We start from the raw sequence: 17168 nt of genomic DNA on the forward strand, positions 1-17168 counted from the left end.
TATATATTTTACCTATAGAGAGACCTTATGTACAATAAGTATATAAGGGAGGCATCAATATGAAAAAACTGTTGCTAACCGTTATTCAAATCGCTCTGTTATTTATATTTGCTCGGCTGATTAATTGGGTGACAGCCCTTCTTCATATAAATATTCCCGGCAGTATAATAGGGATTGTGATTCTTTTCACATTATTGCACTTTAACATTATCAAGCTTGAATGGATCGAGCTTGGTGCAGCGTGGCTTCTCGGGGAGCTGCTTTTATTTTTTATCCCGTCTGCCGTCGGAGTGATTGAATACGGAGACATTATGTCGAAATTTGGTGTCAGCATTCTGCTTGTTGTCATCATCAGCACGTTTGTCGTGATGGTGTCTACAGGAACGCTTACACAACTCATCGCAAAGAGAAAGGAGAAAAAGCATACGTGTTCATCGGAATTGTAAGTTTGTTTTTAACGGTTTTGGTGTATTTAGGAGCAAAAAAGGTATATCAACGCTTTCCGCGTGTTTATACGTCGCCGCTATTGGTGACGCCCGCTGTATTAGTCGGTCTGCTGCTGCTGGTGAATGTCCCGTACGAGTCCTATAATCTCGGCGGCGGATTGCTGACCGATATGCTACAGCCGGCCACCGTGGCATTCGCGATCCCGTTATATAAATATTTCCCTGTTTTAAAGAAATACGCAGTGGAAATTATTTTGAATGTGGCCGTCGGTTCATGCATCGCGATTATTTCTACCGCTCTTATTGCGAAATGGCTTCACCTCGGCACCGGCTTAATTGACAGCCTCGTCCCAAGATCAGTGACAACGCCGATCGCGATGAACGTATCTGAAATGATCGGCGGTATGCCTGCCGTCACAGCCGTGTTTGTGATTTTAACCGCTTTGCTCGGCACAGTGATCGGCCCGATGGTCATCCGTTATTTCCGCATTGATAACGAAATTGCGCGGGGCGTGCTGCTCGGCACAAGCGCACACGGAGCGGGAACGTCTAAAGCATTTGAGCTCAGCTCTGTGTCCGGCACGATTTCCAGTGTGTCGATGATCTTAGCTGCGATTATGACGCTTTGCGCGGCGCCGTTTTTACTTTCATTTATGTAAAAAACTGTCCTCTCGAGGGCAGTTTTTTTATGTGCTTCCCCTTATTGAAAAGCTGGCGAATTCCAATATAATGTATTTGTGGATACCAAAGGAGGCACCCTGATGCACAACTTGCTGGTGAGGCGGCATTATGCCGCGTTAAAAGGATTTTATTTGTTTGCTTTTCTCGGTACGGGCAGCATAATTCCCTTACTCAGTATGTATTTAACGAAGGAACAGCATTTAAGTGGATCACAGGTCGGCTTGATCATGTCACTGGGCCCGATTGTGATGATTTTCTTTCAGCCGTTTTGGGGTATGCTGAGCGACTATACGCAAAAAACGAAAGGCCTGCTGGCGGTTTGCACAGCAATCACAGGCATCATTGGATTAGCCTATATTGCATTTGACAGTTTCCCTCTGTTTATTTTGATTGCGGCCTGTTTTGCAGCCTTTCAAAGCACGATTATTCCACTTTCGGACAGCATTTCACTAAGGTACACACAAGAAACAAACGGCAACTACGGCGGAATCCGCCTGTTTGGTTCTCTCGGCTTCGGTGTCGCGGTGTTTGCCATGGGACAGGTGACGAACCAGCTGTACCCCATTCACGTGATCTTTATCTTTGGCTGTGCCTTTCTGTGCATTGCCGCCATATTGGCTTCACAAATGCCCGGCCAGCAGAAAACAAAAACAAAGGTCAATATCCGCAAAGGATTCCGGGAGCTTATCAGCAACAAAACTTTCCTCATCTTTATGATCATCACCTTTACGACATTTGCTCCAAACTTAGCGAACAATACGTATTTCAGTCTTTTTCTGGACAAAAGCGGCGCGTCACTTTCTGCTATCGGCATTTTATTTTTCATCGGTGTCATTTCAGAAATTCCATTTATGAGATTCGCCCAAACATTTATAGATAAAATGGGGCTGCTCAACGTCATTATGCTGTCAGGCGGAGTCTCATTATTCAGGTGGGCGCTCTATTTCACGGCGCCTTCACTATGGATCATTTATGCGACGGTCTTTCTTCAGGGAGTGGCCATCGGTTTATTTATCCCGGCAGCGCTTCAATATGTGAAAAAGATTACCCCTAGACACGTTGAAGCGACGGCACTGACCATGTACGCCGCCATCGGCAACGGGTTCGGCAACTGGTTCTGCACATTTGCAGGCGGGTACATTTTTGACTACGTGTCGATCTTCGCAGTCTACTTGCTTTTTGGCATTCTGAGCATAGCAGGCTTTGGCCTGACATTATATTTAATGAAGGCTGAAAAAAACAAAAATACACTTCATCAGCCGGCTGTTACTTTTAAACCATAATGACTATAATGAACAAAAGAAAGGATGTGCGTTATGAACGGGCAAGAGCGAAACAGCATTTCGAAAGGGTTGCAGGTTGATATTGTATTGAAAGCGGATCAAAAGACAGGAAAGCTGACGCGAGGGACAGTGAAGGATATTTTGACGAAATCAAGCTTTCATCCGCATGGCATTAAAGTCCGGCTTGAAGATGGCCGCATCGGCCGCGTCCAGCAGATCATTTCTACATAAAAAAGCTGCCCCTGAACAGGGCAGCTTTTTCATTATTTTTTCTGCAGAAGGACCACTTTCAGGTAGTTGCCTTCCGGAAATGCCGAAATCGTTTTGAAATCCTCCGGCAGCGTAAATTCCTCAATGATGGTGTAGCGTTCGTTTTTTTCTTTAAAGGCGGCATCAATAAAGCCTTTGAATTTCTTCATGCCAAAGGCGCTGCTGTTTGTAGAGGCAACAATGACACCCTTGTCAGCAGTGATGGCGATCGTTTCCTTCAGCAGGTTTTTATAATCCTTGGCCGCGCTGAAGGTGCGTTTTTTTGTGCGCGCAAAGGAAGGCGGATCGAGAATAATCAGATCAAAGCGCAAATCCTTTTTTGCAGCATATGAAAAATAGTTAAAAACGTCCATCACTTTAATGTCGTGCACTTCGTAATCCAGCTTGTTCACGCTGAATTGCTCGATCGTTTTGGCCAGACTTCGGTTTGCCACGTCGACGCTTGTTGTTTTCTCCGCTCCGCCAAGCGCCGCCGCCACGGAGAATGCACCCGTATAAGAAAATGTATTTAAAACGGTTTTCCCTTTTGCATAGCGGTCTCTGATCGCCTTGCGCACATGTCTCTGATCCAAAAAGATGCCCGTCATGGCACCTTCATTCAGATCCACCGCATATTGAATGCCATTCTCCTGGATGATGATAGGGAACTCGCCTCTTCTCCCTTTCACGAAGTCATCATCTTCAACGTATTGTCCAGCTGTGTCGAAGCGTTTCTTCTCGTAAATCGCTTTATAATCAAGATCCATCTCATCCATTGCGGAAATCAGCATGTCTTTAAAGGTGTAAATTCCCTTGCTGTACCATTGAATCAGCAGGTAGCCATCATAATAGTCGATGGTGACGCCGCCGACACCGTCGCCCTCACCGTTGAACAGGCGGAAAGCTGTTGTATCTTGAGCCTCAAATAGTTTGGCGCGCGCTTGGGCCGCTTTTGTTAATTTGGTGAGAAAAAATGCCTGGTCAACCTGTTCATGTTTATTGCGGGTAAGCGTCCAGCCGACCCCTTTGTTTTGCAGGCCATAATAGCCCCGCGCGAGAAACTCGCCGCTCTCAGACACGATATCAACGAGGTCTCCTTCTTTCATGTGCCCCGCACTCCCTGCGAGAGCTTCTTTTTCAATAAGGGGATAGCCTTTTTTTATTTTGGCAGCGTGTGCTTTTTTTAGGGTGAGTAGCTTCATATATGTCGTCCTCTTTCCGTTTGCTTTCTCTTATGGTACCACAAAACGCCAAGATGTCTGCATTGACAGAAAGGAAAGGTTTTTCTACGATAGACAAAAAGAGTTACGAGGAGGAGCAGCATGGCAAAACGAATTGACCATACAGGCATCATGGTAAGAGATATTAACGCGTCCATCACATTTTATGAAGAGGTACTAGGCATGAAATTGAAGGATCGCATCACTCACACGAATGGTGTAATCGAGCTTGCTTTTCTTGGCTTTGAAGACGGCCCGGAAACAGAAATTGAACTGATTCAAGGCTACAGCAGCGAGCTTCCCGCTGAAGGAAAAGTGCACCACATTGCCCTGCTGACGGATGACATCGCGGCTGAATATACAAAAGCGGAAAGAATGAACGCGAAATTTATCGACGAGGAGATTACAACTCTACCAAACGGGTACCGTTACTTTTATATCGAAGGTCCTGATGGTGAGTGGATTGAGTTCTTTCAGCGGTAAAAATAAAGAACGTACATTTTGTGATGTACGTTCGAGCCTGATTAACAGAGAGTATGTCATATCCGGAAGGCCAGCAACACTACATCAGTTTCCGTATGAATTCCGCAATTACTTGAAGGTGTGGCGAAGCCGTATCTAGGCGCGCATCCTATGCATGAAGGGAAGGATGAGAAAAAAATCTCTTTAAGCAGAATAAAAAAATTAGTGTAAAATAAAAAGGCCATTCAGTTCACTGAATGGCTGACAGGCTTACTTATATTTGTTAACCTCAAACATTAAAATATTCTTAAATACAACATAATCTTTTTTGCTTTCAAACGGCCCTTTGTTGTTGTCATGCTCATCAATTACATAAAAACCAGGTCCTTCCCCTTTATCACGTGCTCCGTACCATTTGATGAAATCATTCACTTCCTTCATGGAAAGCTCATATTCCTTTTGTAGACCGTTGGTCATCGTGACTACAAGAAGAGCTTGCCCCTCATCTGAGCCAGATGTTACATCATCATTATCTTTATCTCCTGGTATTGTCGTATCACCACCAGAAGGCTTATCTTTTTCACCTTCTGTACTACTATCTGATTTTATACCTAAATCTTTTAATGAAATTGCATCAACTGATTTATATTTGAACGCTTTTTCAGCAAAACCGCCGTTTTGCTCCCTTCCTCCTATCATGTAAAGAGTATCATCAACTATTACAGATGAATGCGCCATTTTGTAATAGTCTGTTTTAGGAACAGATAGAGTTGTAAATGTTTCCGAGTTAGGATCATAAACCCTAACTGTATAGACATTCCCTGTTACCAACATCTTACCATTATATACCACCGACGAAAGATAATGTCCTGAAAATCCTCCCTTTTTTACTTTCCAGCTATCACTCACTGGATTATATTCATACATACTTTGATTCGATGCTTGTCTGCCGCCAGAAATATATAATTTATCATTGATTACCGCCGAGGTTCCATCAGTTACCTCATAATTAAATCTTTGTTTCTTTTCCCATTTTTTATTTTCCAAGTCATAACTATAAGTATTCCCATAATCTTTATGAGCTAAAGTATTCCCAGATCCGACTACATATATTTTCTTTCCGATGACCCCTGCGTATAAACTATTCGCTGGAATTTTCAACTCAAACGGAAGGTCATCCATTTTTTCCCAAGTATCAGTTTTGGTATCATACACTTCTACTGTATTGACATACCCCTCTAACGATCTGCCCCCCATTACATAGATCTTATTATCAACGGTAACAGTAGCAGCACCCGCTCTCGCTGTAGGCATGTTAGCTTTCCTCGTCCATTCATTTGTTTTTGGATCATACATAAATGTTTGATTTTCAGCATAGTTCGCAGTGCTCCCACCACCAATTATGTAAATTCTTCCATCTACAACACTGCTACTTGCATGAACCCTCGCCTCTGGTAAATCCGCCTTTTTTTCCCATCCAATTTCTTCAGCCGCACTCGCAGTCTGGAACGATTGAGTCACTGAAATGATCAACAAAAGTAACATAATTAAGTATTTCCTCAAATTAAACACTCCTTTTTAATAGGTGCACTTAACAAATATCGACTTCGTTTACCAATTTTTTATAGCTTTTATTGAAATTTATGTTAAAATGCATTGTTCTCGCTCTATTATAGGAGTGTCTTTTTATAAATTGAAATAAAATCAAAAACTAGCTGACATTATACATCAAGGAGTTGATGATTTACAGATATTGTATCAGGATATCATCGAGTAGTACTTTCTTTATCAGTTAAGAGCTTAGAAAGAAAATCTACAGAAAAAAACTGGCGTCTATTTATATATACTTTCATATTCAAGAAACCGCTATAGACCTTCGCACAGAGCAAAACAATAGGGAAAATTCAACATATCCAACGTACATTTTGTGATGTACGTTCTTTTTTATCTATACCAACTGATATACGTTGACTCATCGCAAATCATAGCTTCCCAGCCCATACGCTCAACCAATTCATGGATGTTTTTATCTTTGGCTAAAAAGACATTAATGAATGAGTCATATACACTCATAAACACAAAATCCATTTTCTCATCAGTTAAAACGAGCTCTGCTGCGGCTTCATCAAGAACCGTCCGCAAGTTGGCTTCAGTTATGTCCAAAACGCCGCGGTTTTCCACAATCGGTTCTGCGTAATAAAACCGATTGGATCCGTTCGCACCTAATACCTTTACCAAACTCGGAATATGAAAATTTGAAATATGATCCTCACTGGGATAATAGAGGTCTCCATTTATGTTTTCATATAACACCTCAGCCAAATCCTCTCTCGCGAACTCGTCCCTTAAAGCGCCTATCGACGTCATTAAAGCTAGCGCCAGCTCAGCATGTGTTTGAAAGCAACAAGAAGACATAACCTTCTTCCAGGAAACAGCCTTGCCTATTCCTCTTATTTCATCATCGTTTGGATAAATATGTTCATAATCATTTTTTCTTTTTGCATTTCCCCATCCTTCAGGCATTTGGATAAAAGGAGAAAAGATAAGTGCAGCAGATGAGTATTCAACTGGTACTTGTTGTAAGATTGGTGATTCGTCATCTAACCATATATAATCTAGCATGCGCACCTCCTTTACATATTCTAACATTCTCTTTCGTTTAAAAGGAGATGATCAGCCCTATGACAGGCTGGTCATCTATCACATCACATTTTTATCCCCAGATTCAACCGCACTCTCTTCCCGCCATTTTTGATGATCCCATATTCTGAAAAACGGATAGTAGATGGCACAGGTGATCAGCAGGTTCACCAGCTGCATAACGGCACCCGACACCTTTCCGCCTGTCGCCAGGTAACCTGATATGAGCGGCGGCATCGTCCATGGCACCGCGATTCCGGCCGGTCTTGCCACCAGCCCGGTGCTCATGCCGATATAAGTCGCGGTAATCGTGAGGAGCGGTGCGATGATAAATGGGACAATAAGGAGCGGATTCATGACAATCGGCATGCCGAAAATGATCGGCTCGTTGATATTAAATAACGCAGGGCCGATTCCTAATCGTCCAAGCTGCTTCATTTGTTTGCTCCGGGAGCGCACAAGCATCGTCAGGACAAGCGCCAGCGTCGCCCCGCTTCCGCCGACATTGATCCAAATTTGAAAGAACTGAGTCGTAAAAATACTCGGCAGCGCCTCGCCCGCTTGGAAGGCAAGACGGTTGGCATCCATCGCGCCGTACCAAATCGGCGCCATGATTCCGCCAATGATGGAAGCCCCGTGAATCCCGCACGACCAAAGCAGCATCTGCACAAATTCAGCGATCAGGCTTCCGCCGAGACTGCCGCCAAGGATGGAAAGCGGTGTGCCAAGCAGGTCTCCTACGACATTGTGCAGACTCTGAAAAGGTGTCATTTCAATCAAAAGGCGCGCCAGCCACACGAGAAACACAATGATAAAGCCGGGAATCAGCGCGACAAACGATTTGCTTACCGCAGGCGGCACACCGTCTGGCATTTTGAAGACGATATTTTTTTGAATAATGTACCGATAGATTTCGGTTGAAAACAAGGCGATCAGCATGGCGACAAATAAGCCCTTGCTGCCGAGCAGCGTGATCGGAATTCCGCCCCCTACCATGATGGGTTCCGTTGAGCCATCCGGTGTAAACGGCACCTCAAACGGCGTCGCCAGCAGAAATGCGGCAATTGAAATCGCTCCGGCAGAAAGGGCATCGACACCATAGCTTTCTGCCAACCGATAGGCGATCCCAAAAGCGGCAATCATCGCCATAATATCAAACGAAGCGTTAACAGGATATCCGAGCTTATCAGCCCACTCGTTCCCAAACACACTCGCCATGAAATCAGCATACCCCGGAATCGGCAGGCTAGTTAAAATCAAGAAGACAGACCCGATAATAATCAGCGGCATGGTCAGGATAATTCCGTCACGCAAAGCGCTGAGATGCCGCTGCCCGGCAATTTTCCCGGCGACAGGCATTATTTTTTCCTCCATCACCCGAGTGAACGTGCTCATCTTAAAAGCCCCCTTTTCTCATTGCTTTGTGAACAACCTCCGCAATGTTTTCTTTATCTTATTTTGAAAACGCTTACAAATTCATTTGGAAAATTTCCTCTTCATGCGGAAAAAATCTGTATTTTGCAAAACAACCTTGCCTATGAAAATTTTTTTCCTTCTTTCTATTAATCTCTCTTTTTTTCTCCGATATATATATCAAACATCATAGAAAAAGGAGATGAATCATGAAAAACATGTCTTGCAAACTTGTTGTATCAGTCACTCTGTTTTTCAGTTTTCTCACCATAGGCCCTCTCGCTCATGCGCAAAACAACAGTGAGAAAGAGGTTATTGTGGTTTATAAAAACAAGGCCGGAAAGGAAACCATCCTGGATAGTGATGCTGATGTTGAACAGCAGTATAAGCATCTTCCCGCGGTAGCGGTCACAGCAGACCAGGAGACAGTAAAAGAATTAAAGCAGGATCCTGATATTTTGTATGTAGAAAACAACGTATCATTTACCGCAGCAGACAGCACGGATTTCAAAGTGCTGTCAGACGGCACTGACACCTCTGACAGCTTTGAGCAATGGAACCTTGAGCCCATTCAGGTGAAACAGGCTTGGAAGGCAGGACTGACAGGAAAGAATATCAAAATTGCCGTCATTGACAGCGGAATCTCCCCCCACGATGACCTGTCGATTGCCGGCGGGTATTCAGCTGTCAGTTATACCTCTTCTTACAAAGATGATAACGGCCACGGAACACATGTCGCAGGGATTATCGGAGCCAAGCATAACGGCTACGGAATTGACGGCATCGCACCGGAAGCACAAATATACGCGGTTAAAGCGCTTGATCAGAACGGCTCGGGGGATCTTCAAAGCCTTCTCCAAGGAATTGACTGGTCGATCGCAAACGGGATGGACATCGTCAATATGAGCCTTGGCACGACGTCAGACAGCAAAATCCTTCATGACGCCGTGGACAAAGCATATGAACAAGGCGTTCTGCTTGTTGCCGCAAGCGGTAACGACGGAAACGGCAAGCCAGTGAATTATCCGGCGGCATACAGCAGTGTCGTTGCGGTTTCAGCAACAAACGAAAAGAATCAGCTTGCCTCCTTTTCAACAACTGGAGATGAAGTTGAATTTTCAGCACCGGGGACAAACATCACAAGCACTTACTTAAACCAGTATTATGCAACGGGAAGCGGAACATCCCAAGCGACACCGCACGCCGCTGCCATGTTTGCCTTGTTAAAACAGCGTGATCCTGCCGAGACAAACGTCCAGCTTCGCGAGGAAATGCGGAAAAACATCGTTGATCTTGGTACCGCAGGCCGCGATCAGCAATTTGGCTACGGCTTAATCCAGTATAAAGCACAGGCAACAGATTCAGCGTACGCGGCAGCAGAGCAAGCGGTGAAAAAAGCGGAACAAACAAAAGCACAAATCGATATCGACAAAGCGCGAGAACTCGTCAGCCAGCTGCCGGGCTCCGACGCCAAAACTGCCCTGCAAAAAAGACTAAATAAAGTACAGTCTTACAGAAATGTAAAAGATGCGAAAGACAAAGTCGCAAAGGCAGAAAAATATAAAACACAGCAAACTGTTGATACAGCACAAACTGCCATCAACAAGCTGCCAAACGGAACAGACAAAAAGAACCTTCAAAAACGCTTAGACCAAGTAAAACGCTACATCGCGTCAAAGCAAGCGAAAGACAAAGTTGCGAAAGCGGAAAAAAGCAAAAAGAAAACAGATGTGGACAGCGCACAATCAGCAATTGGCAAGCTGCCTGCAAGTTCAGAAAAAACGTCCCTGCAGAAACGCCTTAACAAAGTGAAGAGCACCAATTTGAACACGGCACAGCAATCCGTATCTGCGGCTGAAAAGAAATCAACTGATGCAAATGCGGCAAAAGCACAATCAGCCGTCAATCAGCTTCAAGCAGGCAAGGACAAAACGGCATTGCAAAAACGGTTAGACAAAGTGAAGAAAAAGGTGGCGGCGGCTGAAGCAAAAAAAGTGGAAACTGCAAAGGCAAAAGTGAAGAAAGCGGAAAAAGACAAAACAAAGAAATCAAAGACATCCGCTCAGTCTGCAGTGAATCAATTAAAAGCATCCCATGAAAAAACAAAGCTGCAAAAACGGATGAACGCCGTCAAACCGAAAAAGTAACCAAAAACCTTTAAGACTTGCATTCCAAGTCTTAAAGGTTTTTTACATTCTAAGAACATCACACACAACCTTTTTCCCATCCATTGTACAGGCTTTTCATACTATTGCTATACAGCCATGAACAGCATAAAATGAACGTTATTACAGTTATCACCACATATGGCGGGATTGTGACTGGGCAGGCAGGCAAGACCCAATGATGCAAAGGGAGTATTAATGCCTAAAAAGCAGGGCATTTTAACTCTTCTTTTCGTGTTGGGCTCATAACGGCGCCTTGGACAACCCCCTATTCTCATGCTCCGTCGTCGACGCGGGCATTTTTGTCATTTTCAGCCGGTATTTCTCACTTTTTTCATTTTGATTGTCAACTTTTCATTTGATACGATGAACAAGCCGACTTTTCTTCAGCAAAGGAGGTTTTGATTGCTTGCATAAAGAGATTGCAAAAGAATTACTGCTGCTCGCAGGAGGAAAAAACAATATTATCAGCATCAGCCATTGTACGACCCGTCTTCGTTTTGATGTAAAAGACGAGACGAAAATTGATATACATGCCATTGAGAACCTGCAAGGTGTGCAGGGCACCTTTTTCCGCTATGGGCTTTTCCAGATTATCTTCGGAGCAGGCGTCGTCAACAAAATATATAAAGAAGTCGTTCATGTATGGGAGACCGCGCCTTCTGAAGAGCCTGTCCACCAGAAAAAAGCCAGCCGGAAGCTGAACCCTGCCGCAGCTTTTGCGAAAACACTGTCCGATATTTTTGTGCCGATTATTCCGGCAATAACAGCAAGCGGCCTGCTCATGGGGCTGATCGGCATGATTAAGGTGTTTCATTGGTTCGCTGCCGGCAGCCCATGGATTAAAATGCTCGACCTCGTGTCCAGCACAGCCTTTATTTTACTGCCGATTTTAGTTGGATTCAGTGCTGCACGGCAATTTGGCAGCAACCCATACCTAGGGGCAGTGATTGCAGGGCTTTTGACGCATCCTGATCTGCTGGACCCGTCTATGCTCGGCAGCAAAACCCCGTCTTCCTTAGACATATGGGGGCTTCATATCCCAATGATGGGCTATCAGGGTTCCATGATACCGATTCTTCTTTCCGTTTTTGTCATGAGCAAAATTGAGAAGCTATTAAAATCGATTGTGCCGAAGTCGCTTGATGTCGTGATCATTCCCTTTATTACGGTCATGGTGACAGGATGCCTTGCGCTGATTGTGATGAATCCCGCCGCGTCCATCATCGGCCAGATCATGACACAATCGATCGTCTATATTTATGATCACGCCGGCATTGCCGCCGGAGCTCTTTTCGGCGGCATCTACTCCACCATCGTCCTATCTGGATTGCATCATAGCTTTTATGCAATTGAGGCAACGCTGCTTGCTAATCCGCATGTCGGTGTCAACTTTTTAGTGCCGATATGGTCGATGGCGAATGTGGCCCAAGGCGGAGCGGGGCTTGCGGTATTCCTCAAAACGAAACAATCAAGCCTGAAGAAAATTGCGCTCCCCGCTTCTCTGACCGCGTTTTTAGGCATTGTTGAGCCGATTGTATTCGGGGTAAATCTCAAATTGATCCGTCCCTTTATCGGAGCAGCCATCGGCGGTGCTATTGGCGGAGCATACGTGGTTGCGGTACAAGTTGTGGCAAATTCATACGGACTGACAGGCATTCCGATGATTTCAATCGTGCTGCCGTTTGGCGCCGCTAATTTTGTTCATTATATGATCGGTTTCTTGATCGCAGCCGTCTCTGCTTTTATAGCTACATTGTTTCTCGGGTTTAAAGAAGAGACAGAATAACTGGATTTATTCGTTTTCATTCATAAAACGGGGGATGAAAGGACAAAAAAGCTATGAAAATTAAAAGAATCTTAAATCATAATGCTATCGTCGTAAAGGATCAAAATGAAGAGAAGATTCTCTTAGGTGCAGGAATTGCGTTTAACAAAAAGAAGAATGATATTGTCGATCCGTCAAAAATAGAAAAAACCTTTATCAGAAAAGATACACCTGACTATAAGCAGTTCGAAGAGATTTTAGAAACATTGCCTGAAGACCACATTCAGATTTCTGAGCAAATTATCTCTCATGCCGAAAAAGAGCTGAATATCAAAATCAACGAGCGCATTCATGTCGCTTTTTCAGACCATCTTTCCTTTGCGATTGAACGCCTGAGCAATGGGATGGTTATCAAAAATCCGCTGCTGAATGAAATCAAAGTCCTTTATCCAAAGGAGTTCCAGATCGGCTTATGGGCCAGAACACTGATTAAAGATAAACTGGGGATTCACATTCCTGATGATGAAATCGGCAATATCGCCATGCATATCCACACAGCAAGAAACAATGCCGGCGATATGACACAAACGCTTGATATTACAACAATGATCCGTGATATTATCGAGATTATCGAAATTCAATTGTCTATTAATATCGTTGAAGATACCATCTCTTATGAACGGCTTGTGACCCATCTCCGCTTTGCCATTCAGCATATCAAAGCAGGCGAATCCATTTACGAGCTGGACGCAGAAATGATCGACATCATTAAAGAGAAGTTTAAGGATGCCTTCCTGTGTGCCCTAAGCATCGGCACCTTTGTGAAGAAGGAGTACGGCTTTGAGTTTCCTGAAAAAGAATTATGCTACATCGCCATGCATATTCAGCGGTTCTACCAACGGTCAGTCGCACGCTGAGACAAAAAAAAACGCTTTTGATCATCTCAAAAGCGTTTTTTTATCTAATTTATTGGTTGATCGCCGGATTCCCAATCGTATTCCACTTCGTATAGGACATGTAATGGAAATACTCATCGCGATACGGATGTTTTGTATTGGAGTTCCAAGGCTTTTCTCCGCCGCAGAAGTGCACGATTGCCGGGTTTTCTCTCGTTTCATTATATTGCTTCCGCCCTAACAGAGTCGATGGGGTTTTCAGCTTTAACATGATATAGGTTTGAGCGTTCCAGCGCGGATGAAGTTCATACCACTGATCATACAAGATCGCATTCAGTGCATCTTGGTCATGCAGCACAAGAAAGTCTTCGTCTGGGTGTTCATTGATAAAGTTGATGACTTTTTCTGTGATGTTTTGCTTTCTCCAAGACTCAAAATCAATAATCATGATACCTGAGTTAAAATACTTCCCTGTATCAGTGACGTTCATTTCTTTCAGGCGTTCATGCTGCCCCGCATCCTCAACAGCGGCTACGGTGTATGGCGCAATGTCTAAGTCCCATAGCTTAGAAATATCCTCTAGGACAAGCGCATCACAATCGATGTAAATCATTCGTTTGATGTTTTCATCCTTAATTAAGTCGGGAATCGAAATGCGGTAATACGCGGCTTTTGTAATATGGCTGCTCTCAACCGCATGTTCATACATGTTGGTATCCACTTCTAAAAACTCAATAGGCACTCCGAATTTCAAAGTGGTTTCTTCCAGTCTTTTTTTGTTATCAGGCTTAATTCCGCCATCAATGACGTATAATTTTACCTCTCTCTCCTGATCCATGTTAGTCAATAAAGAAACGAACATCCCACCTAAATGACGAGCATAATTATCATCTGCGCATGATACGATATGCATGATTTCATCTTTCCTCAATGGTATTCATCTCCCTTTTTGTTGTACAAGTTACATACCCTTTTTCAAAAAAATAAACACGTTCTCCGACATTTTTTTAAACAGAATGTGTGATACAACAAAAAAGGTGTCATTTTTTGAAGATGCGATAAAGCCAATAAAGAATGAAAAAGCTTGCGATTGTGATGGCTTCAGCCGAGACGATATACCACGGCCATGGCCCGAGAACATCTAAGAGAGAGGAACCGCCCGGTTTTTTCGTCAAATACATATAATTCGCGCCAAGCCAGCGATCAATCAGAAAAATACAGACGCCGTACACATTAACAAGCAGGACTGTCACCCATAACGAGCGCTGGCCCATTCTGTAGGTGCCAATCACAGCCATCAGCAGACAGGATAAAAACACAGACCCGTGAGAAATAAAAAAGAGGATATATCGGATATGCGGAAATGAAAACATTCCGAGGTCAGGAGTGGCAAGAGCCTGAATCGAACTGCCGATGCCGACAAAAAACAAAAACACAAACAGCTTTCTGCTTTTTGTCACTAACATAATAGCTGACAAATACACCGACAGGTCACTAAGCTGGAGAGGCAATGAAGTGCGCACCGACCACCTGCCCGTGGCGACCATCCATATTTGATAGCCGATTTGCGAACCAAGCAAAAGAAACACAAACAGAGAACGTAAAAACCGGCTGGCCCTCGGCTGCTTGACCCCCTCTTGGAACAAAAACAACAGAATGGCCAAAAGGGCGATAATCGCTAACGTCACTACATGCTCTGTCGAAAACAGATGAAACGGATCATGCTTATAGACGGATTGAACATATTTTTGCAAAACTGCACCCCCGTTTGCGGGTTTTTGTTTATTTTGGCGTTGTTTGGGCTTTTTTTATTCACCGATATATGGGCTTGAAGTTCACATCAGAGTCTGTTACAATTCGTTTCATAGCTAATGATTCTGATAATTTAAGGCAGGCCTAAAAAATGGAACGTTCACATCAACATCAGCAGCTTCGGAAGGAAGAACACGATACACTTTCTAAGCTCAAACAAATGCCCGTCGAGTCACTCAACCTAGAAGCCATTTCGATCGCTACGAATCTGTATCGGTCTGCACAAAGGCTCCGTGTCAAAATGGAGACTGAGGTTCTTTCTTCCTATAACCTTTCTTGGACCGCTTTCTCCATTCTTTATGATCTATGGGTATGGGGAGCGCTCGAAACGAGAAAAATCGCTGAGCTGTCAGGGATATCTACAGCTACAGCAAGCAACGTGATCAAAACGCTCGAAAAAAAGAATTTTTGCCGTAAAAGCATCGACACAAGAGATCGGCGACTCGTGTTTGTCTCTATCACCGATTCCGGCAAACAAGCGATCGAAGAACTCTACCCGGAGTTTCACAAAGGGGAAACAGAGCTCATTGCGGGAATGACGAAGGACGAACAGAAAATATTGACAGGGCTGCTTAGAAAGGTAGCTGACAATCTTCATACAACATAAGCTTTGACGGGAATCCAGTAGCGGTTTGTCTCCCTGTTTCAGAGAGCCGGCGGAAGGTGCGAGCCGGCACACAGCAAACGTGAATTACCTCCCCGAGCTTTCTTTGTGAACCTTAAAAGTAGCAAAGAACGGGAAACCGTTATTCGAATGAGCGGAAGACAATGTCTTCAACCAGGGTGGTACCGCGTGCATTGAGCCACGTCCCTTATTGGGATGGGCTCTTTTTTGTGTTTGTAAAAAAGGAGGAAAAATGATGAGAACATTTGAGCAGCTCACAGCGTCACAGCAAAAAGAGGTAGAAAGACAGCTTCAGCTATACATGACAGGCGCCCACGAAGTCATACCGCCGGAGGAATTAAAGGCAAAGCTCGTGAAATCAATTTCCACGGGCACGCCGCTTAAAATTAAGCTCGGATTAGATCCGTCTGCACCGGATGTACATTTGGGCCATACGGTTGTGTTAAATAAGCTTCGCCAATTTCAAGAAAACGGCCACATTGTCCAGCTGTTAATTGGGGATTTCACAGGAAAAATTGGTGATCCGACCGGAAAATCGGCAGCCAGAAAGCAACTGACTGATGAAGAAGTTCAGCACAATGCCAAAACCTACTTTGAGCAATTCGGAAAAGTGCTTGATCCAGAAAAAGTCGAGCTTCACTATAACTCAAAATGGCTGAAAACATTGAATCTGGAAGATGTCATTGAATTAGCAGGGAAAATAACGGTAGCCCGCCTGATGGAGCGCGACGACTTTGAAGAACGCATCGCCATGCAAAAACCAATCTCACTGCATGAATTCTTTTACCCATTGATGCAGGGATATGATTCTGTCGTTCTCGAAAGTGATATTGAATTAGGCGGAACGGATCAGCATTTCAATGTCCTCATGGGACGGCATTTCCAAGAACGATACAACAAAGAAAAACAAGTCGTCATCCTGATGCCGCTCTTGGAAGGCTTGGATGGCGTCGAGAAAATGTCGAAGTCGAAACACAACTACATTGGCATTAACGAACATCCAAACGACATGTACGGAAAAACGATGTCACTGCCCGACAGCCTGATGAAAAAATACATCCATTTGGCTACAGACTTAGAGCTTGAAGAGAAAAAACAGCTCGTGAAAGACTTAGAAACCGGCGCCGTTCATCCGCGTGATGCCAAAATGCTTTTAGCCAAAACAATCGTCCGAATGTATCACGGAGAGAAAGCAGCAGAAGCTGCCGAACACTCGTTTAAAACAGTCTTTCAGGAAAACAGCCTGCCGGAAGATATACCGGCCGTAAACTGGAAAGGCGAAAAAACGATAGCGATGATTGATCTGCTCGTCAAGCTAAAGCTCCTCTCTTCGAAGAGCGAGGCGCGCCGCATGATTCAAAACGGAGGTGTACGCATCGACGGAGAGAAAGTAACAGATGTTCACGCCAAAGCAGAGATAAGAGAGAATATGATCATCCAAGTCGGCAAACGCAAGTTTTTAAAGCTCCAATAATCTGATATTCCGAAACGCTTATGACCCTTCATTC

At 44.2% G+C, this 17168-nt stretch carries 16 protein-coding genes and 1 other annotated feature; of the genes, 10 read left to right on the forward strand and 6 right to left on the reverse strand.

Features of this window, described 5'->3' with window-relative positions:
• Positions 1-59 precede the first annotated feature (59 nt).
• From MHH82_RS35395 to MHH82_RS35410, 4 genes are all read left to right on the forward strand, one after another.
• Positions 60-446 carry a CidA/LrgA family holin-like protein gene (locus tag MHH82_RS35395; RefSeq protein ID WP_003227375.1) on the forward strand — a complete coding sequence of 129 codons (387 nt, stop codon included), beginning with the start codon at positions 60-62 and terminating at the stop codon, positions 444-446.
• Positions 428-1105 (forward strand): CidB/LrgB family autolysis modulator, encoded by a 678-nt coding sequence (locus tag MHH82_RS35400; protein WP_003227371.1) that lies wholly within the window; start codon positions 428-430, stop codon positions 1103-1105. The genes MHH82_RS35395 and MHH82_RS35400 overlap by 19 nt, the downstream gene beginning before the upstream one ends.
• Positions 1106-1207: 102 nt before the next feature.
• Positions 1208-2410, forward strand: a complete 1203-nt coding sequence (locus MHH82_RS35405; RefSeq protein WP_072175354.1) for an MFS transporter — start codon at positions 1208-1210, stop codon at positions 2408-2410.
• 33 nt (positions 2411-2443) lie between these two features.
• The gene (locus MHH82_RS35410) at positions 2444-2641 is read left to right on the forward strand and encodes a YwbE family protein (RefSeq protein WP_015385004.1); all 198 of its coding nucleotides are present in this window, start codon (positions 2444-2446) and stop codon (positions 2639-2641) included.
• A gap of 32 nt (positions 2642-2673) precedes the next feature.
• Here the strand turns inward: MHH82_RS35410 and MHH82_RS35415 are convergent, their stop codons facing one another.
• On the reverse strand, positions 2674-3861 hold the full coding sequence (locus MHH82_RS35415; RefSeq protein WP_072175353.1) for a class I SAM-dependent rRNA methyltransferase: 1188 nt from the start codon (positions 3859-3861) through the stop codon (positions 2674-2676).
• Positions 3862-3981: 120 nt separating this feature from the next.
• Here MHH82_RS35415 and glxA point away from each other — a divergent pair, with 120 nt between their 5' ends.
• Entirely contained in the window at positions 3982-4362 is a 381-nt protein-coding gene (gene glxA, locus MHH82_RS35420; RefSeq protein WP_038828138.1) for a glyoxalase GlxA, read from the forward strand.
• A 249-nt stretch (positions 4363-4611) separates the two neighbouring features.
• Here the strand turns inward: glxA and MHH82_RS35425 are convergent, their stop codons facing one another.
• The 3 genes from MHH82_RS35425 to celB all read right to left on the reverse strand — a co-directional run bounded on the left by MHH82_RS35425 (position 4612) and on the right by celB (position 8376).
• Positions 4612-5904, reverse strand: coding sequence for a Kelch repeat-containing protein (locus tag MHH82_RS35425; RefSeq protein WP_072175352.1), 1293 nt, complete (start codon positions 5902-5904; stop codon positions 4612-4614).
• A gap of 381 nt (positions 5905-6285) precedes the next feature.
• A complete protein-coding gene (locus tag MHH82_RS35430) occupies positions 6286-6963 on the reverse strand; it encodes a DUF2711 domain-containing protein (protein ID WP_072175351.1) in 678 nt (225 codons plus the stop codon).
• Between the two features lie 78 nt (positions 6964-7041).
• Positions 7042-8376 (reverse strand): PTS cellobiose transporter subunit IIC, encoded by a 1335-nt coding sequence (gene celB / locus MHH82_RS35435; RefSeq protein ID WP_072175350.1) that lies wholly within the window; start codon positions 8374-8376, stop codon positions 7042-7044.
• Positions 8377-8603: 227 nt separating this feature from the next.
• Between celB and epr the strand changes: the two genes are divergently transcribed.
• The 3 genes from epr to sacY all read left to right on the forward strand — a co-directional run bounded on the left by epr (position 8604) and on the right by sacY (position 13244).
• Positions 8604-10541 carry a minor protease Epr gene (gene epr, locus MHH82_RS35440; RefSeq protein ID WP_072175349.1) on the forward strand — a complete coding sequence of 646 codons (1938 nt, stop codon included), beginning with the start codon at positions 8604-8606 and terminating at the stop codon, positions 10539-10541.
• Between the two features lie 427 nt (positions 10542-10968).
• A complete protein-coding gene (gene sacX / locus MHH82_RS35445) occupies positions 10969-12348 on the forward strand; it encodes a SacY negative regulator SacX (protein ID WP_003243800.1) in 1380 nt (459 codons plus the stop codon).
• Between the two features lie 53 nt (positions 12349-12401).
• The gene (gene sacY, locus MHH82_RS35450; protein WP_003227349.1) at positions 12402-13244 is read left to right on the forward strand and encodes a transcription antiterminator SacY; all 843 of its coding nucleotides are present in this window, start codon (positions 12402-12404) and stop codon (positions 13242-13244) included.
• A gap of 49 nt (positions 13245-13293) precedes the next feature.
• On the opposite strand, the gene MHH82_RS35455 is transcribed toward sacY, so the two are convergent.
• Positions 13294-14154, reverse strand: a complete 861-nt coding sequence (locus MHH82_RS35455) for a glycosyltransferase family 8 protein (RefSeq protein WP_072175348.1) — start codon at positions 14152-14154, stop codon at positions 13294-13296.
• Between the two features lie 109 nt (positions 14155-14263).
• A complete protein-coding gene (locus MHH82_RS35460; protein ID WP_003227346.1) occupies positions 14264-14977 on the reverse strand; it encodes a YwaF family protein in 714 nt (237 codons plus the stop codon).
• A gap of 149 nt (positions 14978-15126) precedes the next feature.
• Between MHH82_RS35460 and ywaE the strand changes: the two genes are divergently transcribed.
• Entirely contained in the window at positions 15127-15642 is a 516-nt protein-coding gene (ywaE, locus tag MHH82_RS35465; protein WP_019712840.1) for a tyrZ transcriptional regulator YwaE, read from the forward strand.
• Positions 15637-15851 (forward strand) — a binding site (T-box leader). Its footprint overlaps the gene before it by 6 nt.
• Positions 15852-15892: 41 nt before the next feature.
• Entirely contained in the window at positions 15893-17134 is a 1242-nt protein-coding gene (gene tyrS, locus MHH82_RS35470) for a tyrosine--tRNA ligase (protein ID WP_072175347.1), read from the forward strand.
• Positions 17135-17168 lie beyond the last annotated feature (34 nt).

It is taken from the genome of Bacillus sp. FSL K6-6540, from assembly GCF_038007545.1.